Genomic DNA, 19,959 nt, shown 5'->3' with positions numbered 1-19,959 from the left:
TTATTACTTTTTTTAAGTAAATTTATACTGTTTATTTCCCAAAACTGTATTTTTTATATGATAAAATTTAATAACATTTCTACTTATAAAAAAATAGTATTGTCTAATGTTATTGCCACGATAGCTTTTTTACTACTTTTTTTTTCTTTATATTATAAGACTTTACAGCAAGAAAAACAAATTTATAAATCATCTAAAGAACAGTTTGATAAAGAAGTAAATTCTTTATTAATACTTAATTCCGAATCAAATATTTCTACAATAACAGACATTACTTATTGGGATGAGTTGGTAAAATTCATTAAAACAAAAGATAAAAAATGGTTTGAAGCATCGATAGCAGCATCACTTGGGGTTTATAAAGTCGATTATCTGGCAACTTATGATTTGCAAGGTAATTTTATAATGAAAGTTTCAACAGATAAAATACAAAGAGATAATTTTATTCCAAAAAATGTTTTTAAAAAATTATATAAAAATAAATTATTAAAGTTTTACATAAAATTACCAGAAGGTATTGTCGAAGTTTATGGTGCAACAATTCATCCTTCTAATGATCCAACAAAGAGAAAGACTAATCCATCAGGTTACTTTTTTATGGCGAAGATCTTAGACGAAAACTATTTTAAAAATCTAGAAAAAATAAGTAGTTCTAAAATCACCCTATTAAATGTAAATGATTCTAATATTGATAAAAGGTCTATTATTGCTACGGCCAATTTATTAGATTGGAAAGGAGATATTATCGAAAAGTTAAGTTTTAAAAGAAAATTAAATGTCGATTTCGAATCTACAAAAAACGTACTATATATTACTTTTGGGTCATTTATAATAGGAATTCTTTTTCATTTTTATTTTTCAAAAAGATGGATTCACGAGCCACTAAAACTAATAACAAGGGTTTTAGAAACAGGGAATAAAAAAGCAATTAGATTGCTGAAAAATAGCTCTGTCGAATTTGGTTATATTGGTAATCTATTTGAAGAAAATATAAAACAGAAAAAACAATTAGAATTTTCTAAGCAAAAAGCAGAAGAAAGCGATAATTTAAAGTCGGCATTTTTAACCAATTTATCCCACGAAATAAGAACACCGATGAATGCTATAGTTGGTTTTTCAGAGCTATTAAATAACAAAAAATTAAAAGACCAAGAACGATTAGAATATTTAAATGTAATTACACAAAGTGGTACTAACTTGGTATCAATTATAGATGATCTTGTTGAAATGTCTAAGATTGATGCCCAGCAAATTACCCCAAATTATACCAGTATAAATCTAGAATCTTGTTTAAATGAATTATATAATGCTATAAAAATCACAATCCCAAAAGATAAAATGATCGATTTTGATTTGATTAAACCTGAAAAACCAATTGCAAATAGAATTTTAACAGACGAAATTAAACTCAAGCAAATTATAATAAACTTAATTACAAATGCTATTAAGTTTACTGAACACGGATTTGTCACTTTTGGATATAAAGTAAATAATAAAAATTCTATAATTACATTTACTATAAATGATACTGGTTTAGGAATAGATGAAGCTCATCAAGAAATAATTTTTGATAGATTTAGAAGAATCGACGGAGATTATGCTATCAAAGTGGGGGGCTTAGGACTAGGTTTGTCAATATCTAAAGCTTATGTAGAAATGTTAGGCGGAACAATTTCACTTCAATCAAAAGTTGATATTGGTTCTAGATTTGTATTTACGATACCATTAATTTTTGATAAGAAAAACCCAAGTGTTGTAATACCTAAAAAGAAATTTTCTGATGAAGCGATAGGAAATGAAACAATCTTAATTGCCGAGGATGATAATATTAATTTTTTATTACTCGAAAAAATTATGCAACTTAAAAACTACAAAATAATAAGAGCAAAAAATGGTCTAGAAGCGGTAGAATTTTGTAAGAATAATGACAAAATTGATTTAGTTTTGATGGATATAAAAATGCCAATTTTAAATGGTTATGAGGCTCTAGCTAGAATAAAAGTGTTTAGACCAGAACTTAGAATAATTGCACAAACTGCTTATTCATCATCCGAAGATCATGAAAAAATGAAACAAGCAGGTTTTATAAACTATATAACAAAACCAATAAATAAAGAAAAATTATTTGAAATTATTGCCGAATCATTAGAGTAATTAAGGAATGTATTTATAAATGAATATATATTCAATTTTAGTTACTGTTTTTTTTCATTATCGATTAGTTGTTTTTGTCATGAAAATAAAGCTGTAACAGATACTATATAGATCAACAGTAAATAGTTATCAAGAAATAGATTTTAGTGTAACTTATGATTTGAATAAATTTTTAAAAATTCAGGTTTATGATTATTTTGGACAACAGTTTAAACCGTCGAAAACATTAATAATAGTTTTTTTAATTATAGCAAAAATGGTGTAAAAACAATTGATGCTAATTTGCTTTTCGATTTTTCAGATGTTTGGAAACCTTTTAAAGTAAATGTTAGCTCACTTCTTACAGGTAACGACTTTCGATATGATAGTAATGGAAATAATCCAAAACAAAATTTTACAACTTATGTTGAAATTAGCTACTCTTTCAAAAATATCTAGAAAAACATTGAGAAATATAAATTTAGAACCAGCAATTGGAGTAGTACTAAATAATCAAGCGCAGTATTATTCCACAAGCAATTACAATAAGCCTTCACTCGTAAATTTAGGGATAAAAATAACTCAAGAATTAGAACTAGACAATCGCTTTTCATTGCCAATCTATCTGAATTATATTTGCAATCCTTCGATAGTAAGCACTGAGCAATTGGGAAAAATTTTGTAGTTTTAGGAATAAAAATTAATTATCAATATTTTTTTTTAATTTATATGAAAATATCTAACTGAATTTAGTTACATTTATGATTATTAGTTAATTATGATGATAAATCTTAATAATAAAAGACGTCCAGTTACAACTTATTCTAAAGTTGTGTTCTTGCTGGTTGTTGTAACTGTTGGGTTTTCAATACTTTTTTTTTCACTTTATTATTATACATTAAGACAAGAAAAACAAATTTATAACAACTTTGTCGAACAGTATAGAAACGAAATGAAGTCATTAAATGATTTAAATTCCGAATCATATGCATCGGTTATTAGCGATATTACCTATTGGGATGAGTTTGTTACATTTATTAAAACAAAAGATTTAAGCTGGTTTAATAGATCGGTAGCAAATAATTTATACACTCATAAGATAGATTATATGTCTGTTTATTCAGATAAAGCAATTTTTATTACTAGCGTTTCTGATAATAAAATTAAATCTAAAGATATAATTCCTAAAAGAGCAATAGATAAACTTTATCAAAAAAAAACAGACAAGTTTTACATAAAAATTCCTGAAGGAATTGCGGAGGTTTATGGAGCTACAATACAACCGTCAGATGATCCATTTAAAAATAAATACAAGCCAGCTGGTTATTTTTTTATGATTAGATTATTGGATGAAAATTATTTTACAAATTTAGAAAGAATAAGTAGTTCCAATATTAATTTTTATAATGACAATGAAAAAATTGAAGATAATTTAGTTTACAGTTTAGTCGAGCTAAAAGATTATAATGGCAAAACTATTTCTAAATTATTGTTTAATAGAATATATAAAGTGGATTTTAGTATAACAAAAAATATTTTATTAATTTTTGTTATAGGATTTTTATTATCTGTTCTAATATTTCATTATTATGCTGTAAAATGGGCTAAAAGACCAATTAGATTAATAAAAAAAGTATTAGAAAAAGCTGATTTAGGAGCTATTAATTCACTCAAAAAAATTAGAGGAGAGTTTCGATATATAGGCAAGCTTTTTGAAGAAAATCAGAACCAAAAACTACAACTTCAAAAATCTAAACAAAAAGCAGAAGAGAGTGACAAGCTAAAAACAGCTTTTTTAACTAATCTTTCACATGAAATAAGAACACCTATGAATGCAATTATGGGGTTCTCGGAGTTATTAGATAGCGAAGGAATTTCAAAAAATGAAGAAATTGAATACAGGAAAATAATTAATAAAAGCGGAAAAAATTTAGTTTCTATTATTGATGATTTGATAGAAATGTCAAAAATTGATGCCGATCAAGTTGAGATAAGATATTCTGATTTCGATTTAGATGATTGCATTCAGAATATAATAGATGATATTAAAAAATCAATTCCCAAAAGTAATGAGCTCGAAATAAAGATAGAAAAATCTAAAAATGGGTTATCTAAAAAAATAATAACAGATAAAGATAAACTTGTAAAAATACTTACTAATTTGATTTCTAATGCAGTAAAATTTACAGACAAAGGAAGTATTGTATTATTTTATGAGATAGATTATCAATCCTCTATGATTCATTTTTACATTATCGATTCTGGAATAGGAATAGAGAAGGAGAACTACGAAAAAATATTTAAACGATTCATAAAAATAGAAAATGATCATTCTATAAGAGGAGGAGGTTTAGGACTCGGACTTACTTTAGCAAAAGCATATATAGAATTATTAGGAGGTCAAATCTCATTGGAATCTGAATTTGGAGTAAGTTCTACATTCAAATTTTCTATTCCGCTAATAGTAGATAAAAATAAAGTTCCCGAAAATGAAATTTTATTAGAAGAAAATTTAATAAAAAATGAGTTAGTAGAAACTATTTTAGTAGCTGAGGATGATAATTTTAATTTTTTGCTAATTGAAAAAATTCTAAAAACAAAAAATTATAAAATTATTCGAGCCGAAGACGGAGAAAAAGCAGTCGAAATAATAGCTAAGAATAACAATATCGATTTAATATTAATGGATATTAAAATGCCAAAACTATCCGGGCATCAGGCTTTTGAAATCATAAAAAAAATGAGACCTAAATTACCTATTATTGCTCAAACAGCATTTACATCTAGTGAAGAAGTAGAACGGATTTTTAAGACAGGATTTTCAGGATATATATCCAAGCCGATAAAAAAAGATTTGCTATATCAAATGATAGAAAAACTCTCTATTTCGGCATAAAATTAGTCTTTTGAGCTAAATCGAAACCCAATTCCGTGTAAATTTTCGATAAAAATTTCTTCTTCATTGGCCAGTATTTTTCGCAAACGAGAAATAAATACATCAAGGCTTCTTCCCATAAAGTAATCATTATCACCCCAAAGTGTTTTTAGAATTTCTTCCCGTTTCAAAACTACATTTTTATTATCTAAAAAGAGTTTTAAAAGTTCCGATTCTCTTTCTGTTAGTTTTATTTTTTCTTCAGTAGTAAAAATCACATAGTTTTTAGTATCAAACTGATATTTACCAACAGTGTAAATAGTTTTTTCATCGAAATTATTTTTCTGAGAACGTTTTAAGAAAATTTCAATTTTCAGCAATAATTCTTCAATGCTGAAAGGTTTTACTAAGTAATCATCTGCACCTAATTTTAATCCTTTTATACGATCTTCTTTCAATGTTTTTGCTGAAAGAAAAATAATTGGAATATCAGAATTCAATTTTCTAATAGCTGTTGCCAGCTCGAAACCATCTATTTTTGGCATCATAATATCTAGAATACAAATGTCAAAAACATTATTTTTAAAAGTTTCTAAAGCGATTTGTCCATCATTGCAATGTGTGATTGTATAGTTATTTTGTTCTAAATTGTCCTTGGTCAAAAAAGCTAAAGTTTCGTCGTCTTCGGTATATAGTATTCTAAAATTTGCCATTATATAGGTTGCATTAAAATTGAAACTGTAATTCCTTTTTCAGTATTATTTTTTATTAAAATTTTCCATTCATGTAGTGTACAAACTTTTTTTACATAATATAATCCCAAGCCAAATCCGTTTACTTCATGACTTTTTTTGTCTGGAATTCGATAAAATTTATCAAAAACAAATGGCAAGTTTTTTTCAGAAATTCCAGTTCCATTGTCAATAAATTGGAGTAATAAATTGGTTTTTGTCATAGAAATTTTTATAATAATTTCAGGTTTGTCATCAGCGTATTTTATCGCATTTTCAAGAATATTATAAACTAAATTAGAAAAATGAAATTCATCAGCATCAATAAAAATAGTTGGTAAAATTGTTTTTATTGTGATAGCAACATTGTCATATTTTAGATTAATGTTTTCAATAACATCATTAAGAATGGGAATAAGCTCTAGTTTTTGTTTCTCTAATGTCATAGGAATATTATCCCATTTAGCGATATTTAAAATTTTCTCAATATGATTATTTAGTTTATTACTTTGGTTAATAATGATTTGGGTATATTTTTCCAGTTTTTCATCTGTTTTAATACTTTCTTGTTGCCTCAAATAATTAGAAGCAATTAATATTGAGGATAAAGGTGTTTTAAATTCGTGTGTCATATTATTTATAAAATCACGTTGCAATTCGGAATACTTCTTTTGTTGAATAATCGTGTAAATAGAATATACATAAACTAATAAAACTATGATTAATGCTATAGATAATACAAACCAAAACCGTAAAGAATTAAATAAATAGGAAGTCTCACTAGGAAACCGAATCGCAAAATAGTAAATTAGATTTTTGTGTTTTGGGAAATAAACAGAAACATTTTTAGGCGTTTTATTAGTTGCTGAAACATAATTGCCATAAACCATTTCGTCGCTTTGGCAATTGTACATAGCATATTCAAAATCTGTGTTGAGGTTTGCTTTTTTAAATTCTGATTTCAAATAATATTCAAGAATTTCTGCTTCAAAATCATTATCAATATTTACAACATAATAATCATTTGCTATTTTTTTTATAGGGTTTTCCGTCGGAAGGTCATGATTTGTACCTTCATATAAATGTTTTACAACTTCAAGTAGAGCAATATGTGCTTTTTGTGAAAATTTCTTTTCTTCGAGTGTAAATGCTTGTTTTGTCCATAATAATTGTGCTATAAGAATCCCAATAGTAGCAATAAGTCCAAGAACTATTATGGTATTTAATTTGTTTGTTTTCAATTGTAAATTATGTTTATCATCTGTTCAAATTTACTTAAAAAATACATTAAAAATAACCGTTAACAAGTCATTAACAAACATTTGAAATTGGTTAACAAGAGTCAAGCTTTTCTTCATCTACTTTTGAATTATCAAATTTGACAAACCAATTTATTAATCAATTTATTAATCAATTAAATTTAAAATTATGAACACAATTAAAATCTCATTTTTAGCATTAACATTAGGATTAATGTCTTTTGCAACCGTTTCGTCTATTGTCTGGAAAAGCGAAAGCATCGATGTTGGAGAAATCCCGCAAGGCAAACCAAAAGCTATTGTTTTTGAATTTAAAAATACTGGAAAAACAGATGTAATTATTACAAACGTGCAAGGTTCTTGCGGTTGTACTGCTACCGATTATACAAAAGAATCGATAAAATCTGGAAAATCAGGTATTGTTACAGCAACTTACAATGCGGCAAATGTTGGATCATTTACAAAAACAGTAACAGTAACTACAAATGCTGATGCAAGCCCAAAAGTTTTAACATTAAAAGGAACTGTAAAGACTGTTGTGCCTCAGAGTTAAACGGAATTATATTAGTTTAAAAAGAAAACTCCGAAACATTTTGTGTTTTCGGAGTTTTTAATCTAAAATCTTAATTCTAAAATCTAATATTTCTAAGCTGGTTCGCCATATAAGTCAAACTCAGTAGCTTCAATAATTTTTATATTTACAAATTCGCCAGTTTTTACATAGTGTTTTGTAGCATCTATAAGTACTTCGTTATCTACATCTGGGCTATCAAATTCAGTTCTTCCAACAAAATGCGTTCCTTCTTTTCTATCAATAATACAACGGAAAGTTTGTCCTAGTTTTTCTTGGTTCAAATCCCAAGAAATTTGTGACTGTAAATCCATAATTTCTAACGAACGCGCTTGTTTCACTTCGTCTGGAACATCATCTACTAATTCGTAAGCACTAGTATTTTCTTCATGAGAATAAGCAAAACAACCCATTCGGTCAAATTTCATTTCCTGTACAAATTCTTTCAGAATCTCAAAATCTTCTTCCGTTTCACCAGGATATCCCACTATCAACGTCGTTCTAATTGCCATTCCAGGAACAGCAGCACGGAAATCTTTCAATAATTTGGTCGTTTTTTCTCTTGTAGTTCCACGTTTCATAGATTTCAAGATAGAATCTGAAATGTGTTGCAACGGAATATCAATATAATTACAAATTTTTGGTTCACGTTTCATGATTTCCAGCACATCCATCGGGAAGCCAGTAGGGAAGGCGTAATGCAAACGAATCCATTCGATACCTTCTACTTTTACTAACGCTTCTAGCAATTCACCTAAAGCTCGTTTTTTATATAAATCTAAACCGTAATAAGTTAAATCTTGGGCAATAAGAATTAGTTCTTTTACACCGTTTTTAGCTAAACCTTCGGCTTCTTTTACTAATTTTTCAATAGTTTGTGACACATTTTTTCCACGCATAAGTGGAATAGCACAAAAACTACAAGGACGGTCACAACCTTCAGAAATTTTAAGGTATGCGTAATTTTTAGGTGTTGTTGTAAGACGTTCACCTAATAACTCATGCTTATAATCGGCACCTAATGCTTTTAGTAAAGCAGGCAACTCTGTAGTCCCAAAATACTGATCTACGTTTGGTATTTCTTTTTCTAAATCGGGTCTGTAACGCTCAGACAAACATCCTGTTACAAAAACTTTATCGACTAATCCACGCTCTTTTTTGTCAGCATATTCTAAGATTGTATTTACCGATTCTGCTTTGGCATTATCTATAAATCCACAAGTATTTATTACGACAATATTCCCTTCTTCTTCATGTACAACGTCTTTTCCGCTTGCTTTGAGTTGCCCCATAAGCACTTCGCTATCGTATACATTTTTTGAACACCCAAGAGTGATTACATTAATCTTATTTTTCTTTAACGATTTGGTTCTCATACCATTTAAATTTTGGAGTGCAAAATTACGCTTTTATTTTGGTATAACTATGTTTTTTTGTTTTTAGGAGCTATTTCCTGCTATTTGTTGCAATCTTGCCAAGAAAAATGGCAAGGATTTTCACTTCAAACGAAGTTCACTGAACTCCAATGAAAATGAAAGCATAGTGAAGTAATCAGGGCTAAAAAATAAACCGTCTCGTTTTTTAGGAACGAAACGGTTTATTCATGATTTTGATTATATAAGTTTATTACTATAATTCAAATGCTAATGTTAGTGTAACATTGTTTTTTATAGTATTTATTTTTGCAGCATCTGTTAAGCCTTGATTAAAAAACTGTTGGTTAGAATCTCTTTTCGAATTTGAGTAAGCCAAATCTAATTTTGTATTACCAAAATTATAACCAATTCCTCCAGAGTAGCTAGTTAAATTTCCTATTGTAGTTGCATTTTTATATGGACTTTGCTCGAAATGATAACCACCACGAAGACTAAACTGTTTTATTTTGTATTCTCCCCCAATACTATATTCTGATGCATGCTCTCTAGAATATTTAGACAAAGAATTATTTATAGATTGAAAATAGTCATCATTTTTAGGGCTAAATGCTAAATTGCTATAATTTTTTAAGCTGTAATCAAAACTAATCAATCCTCTTTTACCAAAAATATAAGCAAAACTTCCAGTAAGTTTACTAGGATTCTGTAATTTATAGGCTGGATAAATAATTGTAAGATTAGGATTAGCAACGTCTTCTGGTAAATTTCCTGCGGTATTTCCACTTATTGCCGATAAGCTTTGAGTTAGCTCATCAGTTAGTTTATACCAAGTAGGTGATTGGTATGCTAAACCAAGTCTAATTTCTTTTATAGGTTTAACAATTGCTCCTAATTGAAGTGAAAATCCTGATCCATAAGTGTACAAATCATTATTGAAAGCAATTCTGTTTACTAAATCGTTAATAGCTGAAGTATTATTATTGTTGCTTTCGGTAAATCGATTCGAACGTTTGTAATCTATAAAATGAGTATTCAAATTAATCCCTAACATTAATATATCTTTATATTGCGTTGCAGCATTAAAAGTCACTTTACCATTATATCCAGTAGCTTCTGTACTATTTGTTTGGTAATAATTTCCACCTGGCGCAACTAAAGAGATATAGCTTCTATTAGTAACATCATTATAGGTTGCTGATTCATTAATAACAAAAGCTTTGTAACCTAAATAAGCTTGTTGTTCTCTAAAAGTTAGTTCGTCATAATAATAATCTGTTCCATTTACAATGCTTAATTTTAGCCCATTAGCATTATTTAAAAAATAATTATCTATAGAATTATTATTTGTTCCAGCAGAGAATAATGAGTTATCAAAATTATTTGTGTTTTCGTAATTAATAGCAATAGAGAATTTTTTCCAATCGTTATTTTCATGATTATTTTCAAAAACAAAAACTGCTCCCGCTTGGTTTAAATCGAGGGAATTATTACTCTCAGATGTTTGTTTTCCAAAATAATTTGATTTGTTTTTTGTATTAAAGTTGCTTCCAGAAAAGGCTATTTGATTGTTGGCAAAAACGACTGATCCAGCTGGATTTAAATTTATAGCAGATAAGTCTCCACCTAATGCTCCAAAAGCGCCACTCATAGCTCTAAATCGAGCAGTTCCGCTAATATTATCCTGAGAGTATCTGTATGCATCAGATGCATCTTGTGCTTGTATTCCAGAAAAACAAAGTGTAATTACAAAAAGAGAAATATATTTTTTCATTTTTTTTCATTTTTAATGTCAATAAAAAACCAATGTATTTATAAATAGATACATTGGTTATATAATTTGTTACCCTCTACGTCCACCGCCAGAACGCCCACCGCCAAAAGTACTTCCTCCGTAATTACCACTTCCTGAAGAAGGGGACGAACGAGGGGAATCATAACTTCTTGGACTCTCGCTCCTTGGTGACTCTGTTCTTGGTCTAGGAGTATAGTCATTGTTTCTAGGAGTACTTTCACTAGGGGCATTGTATCTAGGTCTTGGAGTATTATAAATATCGTTTCCAGAATTATTACTTCTAGGATTAATGTTATCATTACTTCTAGGCGTACTGTTTCTAGGTCTAGGAGTATTGTATATATTGTTCCCAGAATTTGTTTCATTTCTTGGCTCTCTCCTAGGTTGAGAAAAATTTGTTCTAGGGTTATCTATTCTAGAGATATTTCTTCTGTCGGAATAGTTTCTTCCGCCATTATTTCCGTATCGGTCAGTATATGCAGAACCTCTTCTTCCATGACTGTATGCGTAATTGTTTCCATAATATCCACCATTATACCAGTTATTGTAACCATAATAGTAATTATTATATCCATAATAACCTCCATAATAAGGATTGTTCCAGCCCCAACTGTAGTATCCAGTATATCCCCAAGGACTGTACCAACCAGAATTCCAAGGACTATAATATCCCCAATAAGTATTCCAGTAACCATAATTGTGATTTCCCCAATAGTTATCATACACATTTATAGTGATATGATCACTACTACTTTCCCAACTAGAATAACTTTCTGAATTAGAATTTTTATTCTGATTGTTATTATCGCTTGAATAGTTTTCTACATCTGTAAGTACTTCAGACTGTTCATTGCTATATTTGTTGGCATTTGAACCAAAATATTCTTTGTATTTGTTGTTTGATTCATTAGTTTTAGGTGTTTGTTCTGTGTTTTCTGCAGTTGGTTTTTGTTTTTCTCCACCATATATTCCATCATTATCATAATATGATTTGTTTTGGTAAGAGCCACAGGATATAGCAGCCAAACTTAATAATCCAACAAAGGATTTAAGGAATGCTTTTTTTGTTATAAAATAATAAGTTTTCATATCTCTAAGGTTTTTTATTGTTGGACATAACAAAAATAGTTAGTTTTGTCGAACTATTTTATTTTTTAACATAGGTACAACATTTGTGCCAAACTATTCAAAATGAGCAAGAATTTAACTACAAGAGAAGAAGATTATTCAAAATGGTATAACGAACTGGTTGTAAAGGCTGATTTAGCTGAAAATTCCGGAGTTAGAGGTTGTATGGTTATCAAACCCTATGGTTATGCTATTTGGGAAAAAATGCAAGCAGAACTAGACAGAATGTTTAAAGAAACAGGACATAGCAATGCTTACTTCCCACTTTTTGTACCAAAGAGTATGTTTGAAGCCGAAGAAAAAAATGCAGAAGGCTTTGCTAAAGAATGTGCTATTGTTACACATTATAGATTAAAAAATGATCCTGATAAACCAGGAAAATTAATGGTAGATCCAAATGCCAAATTAGAAGAAGAATTGATAGTTCGTCCAACTTCTGAAGCAATTATTTGGAGTACATATAAAGGTTGGATTCAATCTTACAGAGATTTACCATTGTTAATTAATCAATGGGCTAATGTGGTTCGTTGGGAAATGCGTACAAGATTATTTCTTCGTACTGCAGAGTTTTTATGGCAGGAAGGTCACACAGCTCATGCAACTAGAGAAGAGGCAATCGAAGAATCTGAAAAAATGATGCAAGTATATGCTGATTTTGCTCAAAATTTTATGGCAATACCAGTTATTAAAGGATTGAAAACTGAAACAGAACGTTTTGCTGGAGCAGAAGAAACATATTGTATTGAAGCTTTAATGCAAGATGGGAAAGCATTGCAAGCAGGAACATCTCACTTTTTAGGTCAAAATTTTGCTAAAGCATTTGATGTGAAATTTGCCAATGCCGAAGGAAAACAAGAGCACGTTTGGGGAACTTCATGGGGTGTTTCTACACGTTTGATGGGTGCATTAGTTATGACACATTCTGATGATAACGGATTGGTTTTGCCTCCTAATTTAGCGCCAATTCAAGTAGTTATTGTCCCTATTTTTAAAACAGATGAAGAGTTTGAAAAGATTTCGGCTGTAGCTAATGATTTGGTAGCTCAATTCAAAAAACTAAACATTTCGGTTAAATTTGATAACAGAACAACTCAAAAACCAGGATTCAAGTTTGCCGAATGGGAATTAAAAGGAGTTCCTGTTCGAATTGCCATTGGTCCAAAAGATTTAGAGAACGGAACTTTCGAAATTGCAAGAAGAGACACATTGACAAAAGAAGTAAAATCGGCAGACGGAATTGCAAGATATATAAGTGATCTGTTAGAGCAAATTCAGAGTGATTTATTCAACAAAGCATTGCAATATAGAGATACACATATTACTGAAGTTTCTGATTTTGAAGAATTTAAAACAGTTCTTGAGAACAAAGGAGGATTTATCTCGGCACATTGGGATGGAACTCCAGAAACTGAAGAAAAAATAAAAGAATTAACAAAAGCAACTATTCGTTGTATTGCATTAGATAGGAAAGAGGAGTCTGGAAGCTGTATGTTTACTGGAAAACAGTCGATTGGAAGAGTTCTTTTTGCAAAGGCGTATTAAAATAAAATAAAATATTGCAAAAAATGTTATCTGACTATTGTGAGAATAAAAAATAGTTGTATTTTTGCACTCGCATTACAAAATAATGCAATGGCCCGTTCGTCTATCGGTTAGGACGCATGGTTTTCATCCATGTAAGAGGGGTTCGATTCCCCTACGGGCTACATAAATTATTGAGGTTACAAAAATCTAAGGCCCGTTCGTCTATCGGTTAGGACGCATGGTTTTCATCCATGTAAGAGGGGTTCGATTCCCCTACGGGCTACAATTAGTTGTAAATAAGTTTTGTGAAATTCAAACTTGGTGTCTCGAGTTTTTATTTTATTAGTTAAAACCAAAGTGATTGTTAAACAATTGTGGGAGGTTTTTCTTTTTTAACTGATAGTTTATAAATAATTATTACAATTAAAAAATCAAAGAAAATGGCAAATCATAAGTCAGCTTTAAAAAGAATTAGAAGCAACGAAAAGAAAAGAGTGTTAAACAGATATCAACACAAAACAACTCGTAATGCTATCAAAGCATTAAGAATTGCTACTGATAAAACTGAAGCTTCTGCAAAATTATCAAACGTAATCTCTATGATTGATAAATTAGCTAAGAAAAACATTATACACGATAACAAAGCATCAAACTTAAAATCTAAATTAACTAGATTCGTTTCTTCTTTGTAATACTTAGTGTTCAAATTTTATAAAAGCTCCTTTTTTAGGGGCTTTTTTTATGGTTTTAATTTCGGTTAATGTAAGTAAAACGTTAACATATTTGCTTCAAAATTAAAGAGATAAAAGAATACTATGATTTATGTATTTTTTTATGTACTTTTGCACCCACAAAAAAACACAGATGGAATCTATTAGAAACATTGCAATTATTGCTCACGTCGATCACGGTAAAACTACTTTGGTTGATAAAATCATGTATCACTGTCAACTATTTCGTGATAACGAAAACACAGGTGATTTAATTCTAGACAACAACGACTTAGAGCGTGAAAGAGGAATTACAATTACATCTAAAAACGTTTCTGTTATTTATAAAGGAACAAAAATTAATATTATCGATACTCCTGGTCACGCCGATTTTGGTGGAGAAGTAGAAAGAGTATTGAATATGGCTGATGGAGTTTGTCTACTTGTAGATGCTTTTGAAGGGCCAATGCCACAAACACGTTTTGTATTACAAAAAGCTTTAGATTTAGGTCTAAAACCTTGCGTAGTTATTAATAAAGTTGATAAAGAAAACTGTACTCCTGAAGAAGTTCATGAAAAAGTTTTTGACTTAATGTTCGAATTAGGTGCTGAAGAATGGCAGTTGGATTTTCCAACAGTTTATGGTTCAGCTAAAAATAACTGGATGTCAGACCATTGGGAAAACGTAACTGATAATGTGGAAGCATTGTTGGATATGGTTATCGAAAATGTACCTGCTCCTAAAGTTTCTGAAGGAACACCACAAATGTTAATTACATCTTTAGATTTCTCAGCTTTTACGGGTCGTATCGCAATTGGTCGTCTAGAAAGAGGAGTTCTTAATGAAGGTATGCCAATCTCATTAGTAAAAAGAGATGGTACAGTAGTGAAATCTAGAATTAAAGAATTACATACTTTTGAAGGTCTTGGTCGTAAAAAAGTGCAACAAGTAATTGCTGGAGATATTTGTGCGATTGTTGGAGTAGAAGGTTTCGAAATTGGAGATACAATTGCCGATTCTGAAAATCCAGAAGCTTTACAAACTATTGCTATCGATGAGCCAACAATGAGTATGTTGTTTACAATTAATGACTCTCCTTTCTTTGGTAAAGAGGGTAAATTTGTAACTTCTCGTCATATTAGAGATCGTTTGACAAAAGAATTAGAGAAAAACTTAGCGATGAAGTTAGGCGAAACAGATTCGGCTGATAAATTCATGGTTTTTGGTCGTGGAGTACTTCACTTATCTGTTCTTATCGAAACAATGAGAAGAGAAGGTTACGAATTACAAATTGGTCAACCACAAGTTATCATCAAAGAAATTGATGGTAAAAAATGTGAGTCTATTGAAGAGTTAACTATCGATTTACCAGAAACGCTTTCGGGAAGAGCTGTAGAGTTTGTTACTTTACGTAAAGGTGAAATGTTGAGTATGGAAACAAAAGGGGAACGTATGATTATAAAATTTAATATTCCATCTCGTGGAATTATTGGATTGCGTAATCAATTACTTACTGCTACTGCGGGAGAAGCTATTATGGCACACCGTTTCATTGGATATGAGCCTTACAAAGGTGAAATTTCTGGACGTAACAAAGGTTCATTGATTTCTATGGAAAAAGGAAAAGCAATTCCTTATTCTATCGATAAATTACAAGATCGTGGTAAGTTTTTTGTTGAACCAAATGCCGAAATTTACGAAGGTCAAGTAATTGGGGAAAACTCTCGTGGTGATGATATGTGTGTAAACGTAACTAAAGAGAAAAAACAATCTAACGTTCGTTCGTCTGGAAATGACGAAAAAGCAAGAATTATTCCACCAATTATTTTCTCTCTTGAGGAAGCTTTAGAATACATTCAAAAAGATGAATATGTTGAGTGTACACCAAAATCTATTCGTTTGAGAAAAATATATTTGACAGAAACTGATAGAAAAAGATTTAAGATTTAATTTCTAAATTTAAAGCATTGTAAATCCCAAACTTTAGTAGTTTGGGATTTTTTTATTTGTTTCTTTTTTTTGATAAATAAAAAACTAAATTTGATTTAAAAATTAAACTATGAAAAAAATAATTACAATTTTAATATTATTTATTACTGTTCAATCTTTTGGACAATGTTGGCAAAAATTAATAGTACAAGAACAAAACGCTTTAATGATTGCTCAAAATGGCACTTATTGGGGTTTGGGATATGGTAGTAATGGAAATTTAGGTCAAGGTGCAAATTCTAGTAGCAATGTGCCGTTAAAAGTAGGTACAGCATCAAACTGGCAAAGTTTAAGTGGGCAATTTAATCACACAGTTGGAGTTCAAACCAATGGAACGCTATGGGCTTGGGGATTAAATGCTTTTGGATATTTAGGCGATGGCACTACAACAGCTCGAAATACAGTAACCCGAATTGGCACTGCTACTGATTGGCAAAGTGTTGGTACAGGTAATCTGTTTTCTTTTGGTATCAAAACTGACGGTTCTCTTTGGGCTTGGGGTAATAATCCGAGTGGGCAATTGGGTGATGGAACAATTGCAAATAGATTAGTTCCAACCCGCATAGGTGCTTTAAATAACTGGCAAAGTATTGATGGAGGATTTTTGCATACAATTGCTATAAAAACTGATGGTACACTTTGGGCTTGGGGTGATAACTTTTACGGGCAAATGGGTGATGGCTCGAATGTTGGTAAAACCGTTCCAACTCAAATAGGAACTGGAACAAATTGGCAAAGCATCTCGGTAAGAGAATACAATTCTGCAGCAATTAAAACCGATGGTACACTTTGGACATGGGGATATAACAATAAAGGGCAGTTGGGAGATGGGACAATAATTGATAAAAATGTTCCTACACAAGTGGGAACAGATACAAACTGGGCAATGGTTTCGCAGGGGAAATACCATACTGTTGCAATTAAAACCGATGGTACACTTTGGACTTGGGGATTAAATTCTAACTCACAATTGGGAGATGGTACTTCGATAGATAAATTGGTGCCAACCCAAATTGGTACAGCCTCAAATTGGATGAGTGTTGCTGGATCTATTGTTAGTACTTCTGCATTAAAAACAGACGGGTCGTATTGGTTTTTTGGTTTCAATAATGGTCAATTAGGAAACGGAACAACAGGTGGTACCTATAATACACCAACTTCGGCATTCACTTGCCCAGCGGCAGCATTAGGTCTCAATGATTTCGATATTTCAAACAATTTGAAAGTTTATCCAAACCCGATAAAAGATATTTTGACGGTTTCGTTTGACAATCAAATTAATACCATTTTAATTTATAATTTTTTAGGTCAAGAAGTTATCTCAAAAAAGGTCAATGCGAATGATGTTAAAATTGATATTTCAAACTTATCTTCGGGTTCTTATTTTGTTAAAATAATTGCTGGTGATTTGGTGAAAATGATTAAAGTAACTAAAGAGTAAAAGTAAAAACTGTAGCAGGAAAAGCTTTAGAATACATTCAAAAAGATGAATATGTTCAATGTACACCAAAAATCTATTTGTTTGAGAAAAATCTATTTAACGTAAACTAATAGAAAAATATTAAAAATCTACCTAAATAAAAAACCATCAATGTAAGTTGATGGTTTTTTATTTAAAAAAAGCTAAGTTGTAAAATTTACAATACCAATGTAAAATTAATTAATTTTTACAGATGTCATACTCAAAGAACCAGCAAGTAAATTATCATTAAATAAACTTAAATCATCAGTTTTGTCTTGTAAACCTAGTGTGTAAAGCAACGGTAAATAATGATCTGGAGTTGGAATTGCGAGTTGAAAAGAACTGCTTTGAGACTTATAATCGATAAGAGGCTTGTAATTACCTTCAAGTAAATAATTATTGATTGTTTCATGTGCTTCAATAGCCCAGTCGTAACCATAATCTATCGTATTGAAATTTTTAAAGTCAACTAATCGTAAATTGTGAATGATATTTCCGCTACCAATAATCAAAATTCCTCTGTGACGTAATGATTTTAATTTTTTAGCCAGTTCAAAATGATAGTTAGCGGGTTTTGTGTAATCGATGCTTAATTGTATTACAGGTATGTTAGCTTCTGGATATAAGTGTTTTATAACACTCCAAGCGCCATGATCTAATCCCCATTCTTCATCTAATTCTACAAGTGTAGGGCTTAAAAGTTGTTTGGTTTCTTGCGCTAATTCTGGACTTCCTTTTGCGGGATATTGCACATCATATAATTCTTTTGGGAAACCACCAAAATCATGAATAGGAGGAGGGAACTCCATAGCTGTAACCTTTGTACCATTTGTAAACCAATGTGCCGAAATACATAAAATAGCATTTGGTTTTGGTAATGTTTTGGCAACATTCCTAAAGCCAGTAACAAACTGATTTTCTTCAATGGCATTCATAGGATTGCCGTGACCTAGGAATAACACGGGCATTTTCTCTGTTAATGAAAATGTACTTGAAATAGTATGTAAATCGTTTAGATTCATAAGTTATTTGATTATAATCTCATATTTATCCAATAGGCCTTTTAATCCTTCTTGTGAAAAAATAGCTTTTTTTAGTTTTGTTTTTTCAGGGTCTATCGAAAAGAAATAACTTGAATAAAAGTCTGCTTTATTTGCAATAGCATCACTAAATACAGCTAAATGTAAGTTGCAATTGTCAAATAACACTTCAGTCAAATCAGATTGCATAAAATCTACGCTTACCATACTGCAATCTATAAATGACATTCCTCGTAATTTTAAATCATAAAACTGGACATAATCTAATTTACAGTTCTTGAAATTGAATTCGTAAATTATTTGATCTGTCATTGCAAAGTTTACCGAAGTAAAATCACAGTCATTAAACATTACATTTCTCAGTCCGACATGACCAATTTTCGCTTCTTTAAAGTTACAAAAATTAAACGTGCAATCTACAAAAGCTGTTCCGGTAAAATTGCAAGTCGTTAAATCACAGTGATTAAAAACACAATTTTCGTATTCTTTTTGTGAGATTTCGTATTGACTAAATGTAATATTATTGTATTCTTTGTCGTATATAAAATTTTCAGACATAGCATGATTTGTTAAAAACAGTAAATGTAGTAAATAAAAAAAGCCCATCAAGTTGATGAGCTTTTGTGACCTCGACTGGATTCAAACCAGTAACCTCTTGAGCCGTAATCAAGTGCGCTATTCAGTTGCGCCACGAGGCCTTTTTTTGTGAGTGCAAATATAGGTATTATAATTAAACCTGCAAATATGTTTTAAAAAAATCCTAAAATTAATTACCTAATGCTTTTTTTGTTACAAAATAACGATAGCCAATAATCGCCATTTGCCATTTTTTTGCCTTGGCTAAATCTAGTCTTTGTTTAGAAAAACTAGGTAGAATAATTTTGTTTATTTGTGCTAGAATTTTGTACATGTTTCTTTTTTTGCAAAGGTAAATCTAAATTTTATAATTTAATGCTTCTAAAAATTAATTGTTATCTTATACATTCTCTTATTACTTCACTTAACTTTTATTTTCATTTGTGTTCGGTAAACTCCATTTACAGTGAAACTCTTCTTTTTCTAAGTTCGAGTTGTTCACTTTTTTTGCGAGGAGTATAGAGAATTAGGGAAAAAGATTGTTGCAAAAAGCGGGAGAATGTTTCCTGATAAAAGAACTGTTTCTTGCTTCTAATAATAAGTTGTACAACTGTTTGCGATTACAAAAAAAAGAATTACTTTTGCAGTCCAAAATGCAGAGTAGAGTTTCGTTTGGGAATTAAATAATTTATGTAAAACACTTTTGTTTTTCTATCGCGTAAAGAAACTCACGAAAAACAAAATACAAATTTTTATCAGCATGTCTGAAACATTAAAATCACAAGAACAGTT

The 19,959-nt window shown here is 30.2% G+C and carries 16 protein-coding genes and 3 tRNA genes; 10 read left to right on the top strand and 9 right to left on the bottom strand.

The window, feature by feature from the left end; all coding sequences use genetic code 11:
* Positions 1-57: 57 nt before the first annotated feature.
* The 3 genes from ACKVOV_RS03515 (at position 58) to ACKVOV_RS03505 (ending at position 5,029) form a co-directional block, all read left to right on the top strand.
* On the top strand, positions 58-2,154 hold the full coding sequence (locus tag ACKVOV_RS03515) for an ATP-binding protein (protein WP_409205389.1): 2,097 nt from the start codon (positions 58-60) through the stop codon (positions 2,152-2,154).
* 325 nt (positions 2,155-2,479) lie between these two features.
* A complete protein-coding gene (locus ACKVOV_RS03510; protein ID WP_409205388.1) occupies positions 2,480-2,818 on the top strand; it encodes a hypothetical protein in 339 nt (112 codons plus the stop codon).
* Positions 2,819-2,911: 93 nt separating this feature from the next.
* A complete protein-coding gene (locus tag ACKVOV_RS03505) occupies positions 2,912-5,029 on the top strand; it encodes a response regulator (protein WP_409205387.1) in 2,118 nt (705 codons plus the stop codon).
* Positions 5,030-5,031: 2 nt separating this feature from the next.
* Here ACKVOV_RS03505 and ACKVOV_RS03500 read toward each other — a convergent pair whose 3' ends face one another.
* Both ACKVOV_RS03500 and ACKVOV_RS03495 read right to left on the bottom strand, forming a co-directional pair.
* Positions 5,032-5,721 (bottom strand): response regulator transcription factor, encoded by a 690-nt coding sequence (locus ACKVOV_RS03500; protein WP_409205386.1) that lies wholly within the window; start codon positions 5,719-5,721, stop codon positions 5,032-5,034.
* Entirely contained in the window at positions 5,721-6,980 is a 1,260-nt protein-coding gene (locus ACKVOV_RS03495) for a sensor histidine kinase (protein ID WP_409205385.1), read from the bottom strand. Before ACKVOV_RS03495 ends, ACKVOV_RS03500 begins: the two co-directional genes overlap by 1 nt.
* Before the next feature lie 187 nt (positions 6,981-7,167).
* On the opposite strand from ACKVOV_RS03495, the gene ACKVOV_RS03490 reads away from it, so the two are divergent.
* On the top strand, positions 7,168-7,551 hold the full coding sequence (locus tag ACKVOV_RS03490; protein ID WP_409205384.1) for a DUF1573 domain-containing protein: 384 nt from the start codon (positions 7,168-7,170) through the stop codon (positions 7,549-7,551).
* A 92-nt stretch (positions 7,552-7,643) separates the two neighbouring features.
* Here the strand turns inward: ACKVOV_RS03490 and rimO are convergent, their stop codons facing one another.
* The 3 genes from rimO to ACKVOV_RS03475 all read right to left on the bottom strand — a co-directional run bounded on the left by rimO (position 7,644) and on the right by ACKVOV_RS03475 (position 11,826).
* Complete coding sequence (gene rimO, locus ACKVOV_RS03485) at positions 7,644-8,945, bottom strand: 30S ribosomal protein S12 methylthiotransferase RimO (protein ID WP_409205383.1); 1,302 nt, start codon at positions 8,943-8,945, stop codon at positions 7,644-7,646.
* A gap of 253 nt (positions 8,946-9,198) precedes the next feature.
* Positions 9,199-10,716 (bottom strand): OmpP1/FadL family transporter, encoded by a 1,518-nt coding sequence (locus ACKVOV_RS03480; protein WP_409205382.1) that lies wholly within the window; start codon positions 10,714-10,716, stop codon positions 9,199-9,201.
* Between the two features lie 69 nt (positions 10,717-10,785).
* Complete coding sequence (locus ACKVOV_RS03475; protein ID WP_409205381.1) at positions 10,786-11,826, bottom strand: hypothetical protein; 1,041 nt, start codon at positions 11,824-11,826, stop codon at positions 10,786-10,788.
* A gap of 102 nt (positions 11,827-11,928) precedes the next feature.
* Between ACKVOV_RS03475 and proS the strand changes: the two genes are divergently transcribed.
* From proS to ACKVOV_RS03445, 6 genes are all read left to right on the top strand, one after another.
* The gene (proS, locus tag ACKVOV_RS03470; RefSeq protein ID WP_409205380.1) at positions 11,929-13,407 is read left to right on the top strand and encodes a proline--tRNA ligase; all 1,479 of its coding nucleotides are present in this window, start codon (positions 11,929-11,931) and stop codon (positions 13,405-13,407) included.
* A 92-nt stretch (positions 13,408-13,499) separates the two neighbouring features.
* Positions 13,500-13,571, top strand: a tRNA-Glu gene (locus ACKVOV_RS03465).
* A gap of 29 nt (positions 13,572-13,600) precedes the next feature.
* Positions 13,601-13,672, top strand: a tRNA-Glu gene (locus tag ACKVOV_RS03460).
* 157 nt (positions 13,673-13,829) lie between these two features.
* On the top strand, positions 13,830-14,081 hold the full coding sequence (rpsT, locus tag ACKVOV_RS03455) for a 30S ribosomal protein S20 (RefSeq protein WP_409205379.1): 252 nt from the start codon (positions 13,830-13,832) through the stop codon (positions 14,079-14,081).
* Positions 14,082-14,253: 172 nt separating this feature from the next.
* The gene (typA, locus tag ACKVOV_RS03450; RefSeq protein WP_409205378.1) at positions 14,254-16,050 is read left to right on the top strand and encodes a translational GTPase TypA; all 1,797 of its coding nucleotides are present in this window, start codon (positions 14,254-14,256) and stop codon (positions 16,048-16,050) included.
* A 109-nt stretch (positions 16,051-16,159) separates the two neighbouring features.
* Positions 16,160-17,530, top strand: a complete 1,371-nt coding sequence (locus tag ACKVOV_RS03445) for a T9SS type A sorting domain-containing protein (RefSeq protein WP_409205377.1) — start codon at positions 16,160-16,162, stop codon at positions 17,528-17,530.
* 215 nt (positions 17,531-17,745) lie between these two features.
* Here ACKVOV_RS03445 and ygiD read toward each other — a convergent pair whose 3' ends face one another.
* The 4 genes from ygiD to ACKVOV_RS03425 form a co-directional block, all read right to left on the bottom strand.
* A complete protein-coding gene (gene ygiD, locus ACKVOV_RS03440; protein ID WP_409205376.1) occupies positions 17,746-18,573 on the bottom strand; it encodes a 4,5-DOPA dioxygenase extradiol in 828 nt (275 codons plus the stop codon).
* 3 nt (positions 18,574-18,576) lie between these two features.
* On the bottom strand, positions 18,577-19,149 hold the full coding sequence (locus ACKVOV_RS03435) for a pentapeptide repeat-containing protein (RefSeq protein WP_409205375.1): 573 nt from the start codon (positions 19,147-19,149) through the stop codon (positions 18,577-18,579).
* A 66-nt stretch (positions 19,150-19,215) separates the two neighbouring features.
* Positions 19,216-19,289 (bottom strand) — tRNA-Arg (locus ACKVOV_RS03430).
* A 68-nt stretch (positions 19,290-19,357) separates the two neighbouring features.
* Positions 19,358-19,501: an SsrA-binding protein gene (locus tag ACKVOV_RS03425; RefSeq protein ID WP_409205374.1), complete on the bottom strand. Its 144-nt coding sequence runs from the start codon at positions 19,499-19,501 to the stop codon at positions 19,358-19,360.
* Positions 19,502-19,959 lie beyond the last annotated feature (458 nt).

The organism is Flavobacterium sp., assembly GCF_046153165.1.
Lineage (GTDB): Bacteria > Bacteroidota > Bacteroidia > Flavobacteriales > Flavobacteriaceae > Flavobacterium.
Note: the sequence above shows the minus strand (reverse complement) of the source record. Positions and strands in the feature narration are given on the sequence as shown.